3 protein-coding genes and 1 pseudogene are annotated in these 2,367 nt (G+C 36.1%); 3 read left to right on the top strand and 1 reads right to left on the bottom strand.

Features of this window, described 5'->3' with window-relative positions; all coding sequences use genetic code 11:
* The 3 genes from ABZC96_RS09665 to ABZC96_RS09655 form a co-directional block, all read left to right on the top strand.
* Positions 1-306, top strand: a 306-nt coding sequence (locus ABZC96_RS09665; RefSeq protein WP_373030779.1) for a hypothetical protein, incomplete at its 5' end; no start/stop codon positions are given.
* A 134-nt stretch (positions 307-440) separates the two neighbouring features.
* Positions 441-1,259, top strand: coding sequence for a TIGR01777 family oxidoreductase (locus tag ABZC96_RS09660; protein ID WP_373030777.1), 819 nt, complete (start codon positions 441-443; stop codon positions 1,257-1,259).
* A 72-nt stretch (positions 1,260-1,331) separates the two neighbouring features.
* Entirely contained in the window at positions 1,332-1,907 is a 576-nt protein-coding gene (locus ABZC96_RS09655) for a hypothetical protein (RefSeq protein ID WP_373030775.1), read from the top strand.
* A gap of 39 nt (positions 1,908-1,946) precedes the next feature.
* Here the strand turns inward: ABZC96_RS09655 and ABZC96_RS09650 are convergent.
* Positions 1,947-2,367, bottom strand: a pseudogene (locus ABZC96_RS09650) (dihydroorotate dehydrogenase-like protein); the annotation flags it as partial.

Raw genomic sequence — 2,367 nt, 5'->3', positions numbered from 1 at the left:
TATTTTGAGACAGTAGCACTCATTATCCTTCTTATCACAGGGTATACAATGATATCGAATAATGGACTCTTGGATATACTTTTTTCAAATCTCTCTAACGAAGTGATAGACTCATTACGTATCAAGCTTTATTTGGTAGGTGTGATCATTGTACTTACTGTGATTCATATGACGATTTCTATGATGACTCTGCACAAAGAAAAAACACCGTTAGAAAAGTTCTTTTCACGCGGTTCATCCATGGGGATTTTTCTTCTGAATCTTGTAGTTTTACATTATGCAATGGTATTGAGAGATATACTTTAACTTCTACTACTTTAAAATCCATTGACTCTATTCATTTTATTGAATTAATATCTAAGTTATGAATATTAAATAAATCATGATATTATCTATAGAGATACTATGGTTTATATCCTTAAGCCTATAAGGAGTCTAATATGAAAATAGCACTTACTGGAGCTAGTGGATTTGTTGGGACAGAATTACAGAATACCTTTCCTGACTATGTAATTATCACGCGTCATGATGATGAGAATAGTATTTTAAAGAAACTTCATGATGTTGATGTAGTCATTAACTTGGCTGGTGCTCCTATTATTCAACGTTGGAGTGATCCCTATAAGAAAATACTGATGCAAAGCCGTATAGATAGTACGGAACGTTTGGTAAGAGCACTCAACCAAAGTAATGTTACACACTTTATTTCTACTTCAGCCATAGGTATATACCCTGATGATAAAAGATGTGATGAAAGATGTACAGAGATCGCTGAGGATTTCTTGGGTAATCTTGCACATAAGTGGGAAGAAGAAGCATTACTGTGTCATAAACCAACTACCATAATACGTTTTGGTGTGATCCTTGGTAAAGAGGGTGGTGCACTAGCCCAGATGCTGACACCGTTTAAATTAGGTCTGGGTGGTATCATTGGAAATGGAAAGATGATGACCAGTTGGATAGATATTGAAGACTTGATGCGTATTTACCAATTTATCATCGATAAGAAGATTAGCGGTATTTTTAATGCAGTTTCTCCCAACCCCGTAACAAACTATACCTTGACCAAAGCATTAGGAAAAGTGTTGCATCGTCCTACTATTCTTCCTATTCCTGAATTTGCTTTGCGTATTATGTATGGGGAAGCCAGTTCAGTACTGACAGGTTCTAAAGAGATATATCCAAAAGCACTTCAGGACAAAGGTTTTGTCTTTAATTATACAGATATTGAAATAGCCCTAGAACATCAGTTATTGTAAATTATCTAACTATTGAATTAACTATGTATAATGTACATAAGATATAAATTTGAACCATACAAAGGGTTATAAATGAATGATAAGATCAGAGAGATCATAGACGAGATAGAAGCGATGAAGATCAAACTTGGTGAGGAGATCGACAAGCAGGAGAGTCATATCTCTTATGAGATTCAAAATGGTTATGTACGATTTGAAAAAGAAGTTTTAGCCAAACAAAGAGAGAATATGAAAAATCTTTTAAGCTGGCTCAGAGAAGTCCCTCTTTTACATTTTCTTACTGCACCCCTTATTTATGTGATGGTCATTCCTGCCATCATCTTTGATGTGGTACTCTTTGTCTATCAACAGATAGCATTTAGAGTCTTTAATTTTCAATTTATCAAACGAAGCGACTATCTGCACTTTGATCATCATTATCTTGGATATTTAAACCCGATTGAAAAGCTCAATTGTCTCTATTGCTCTTATTTTAATGGTCTAATGCTATATGCTTCAGCCATTGCAGGAAGAACTGAACTTTACTTTTGCCCTATAAAACACGCAAAGAAGGTTGTGTCTGAACATAAGTATTACAAGGAGTTTTTATCTTATGGTGATGAAGAGAATTATCAGGAAAAGTTAAAAGAACTTCGTAAGAACTCTTAGCTTTTCTCTGTTGATCTTCTTAAGGATGCAATATACATTTTAGCGACGATACTCCTGCAGAGCATACATATACGAGTTACGCTCATAAGCGGCTGGATTGTCGGTATGGGCTAAAGATATGCTCCCTTTCATCTGGGAGATAGAGTCATATTCGTATTTTTGCATCCACCCAGTGATTTCATTGAGAATGGCACTTACTTCAGATTCACCTTTCATTAGAAGTACTGATGCCAGTGCCACGGCATCTGCTCCGCTCATGATGGATTTTAGTACATCCTCCGCACTATGAATCCCAGTACCTGCACATAGCGAACAGGAAAGTTTTTTATAGAGGATCGCACACCATCGCAATGTTTCACTTAAATTTGCCGAACTTGTGATATTGGCACGCTGCAAAGGTGTGAGAAGTTCAAGATCCACATCGACACGTGTGGGGTTATCAAAAATGGTTAAACCATTG

It is taken from the genome of Sulfurovum sp. (assembly GCF_041551015.1).
Lineage (GTDB): Bacteria > Campylobacterota > Campylobacteria > Campylobacterales > Sulfurovaceae > Sulfurovum.
This window is presented reverse-complemented; position numbering and strand designations above follow the sequence as displayed.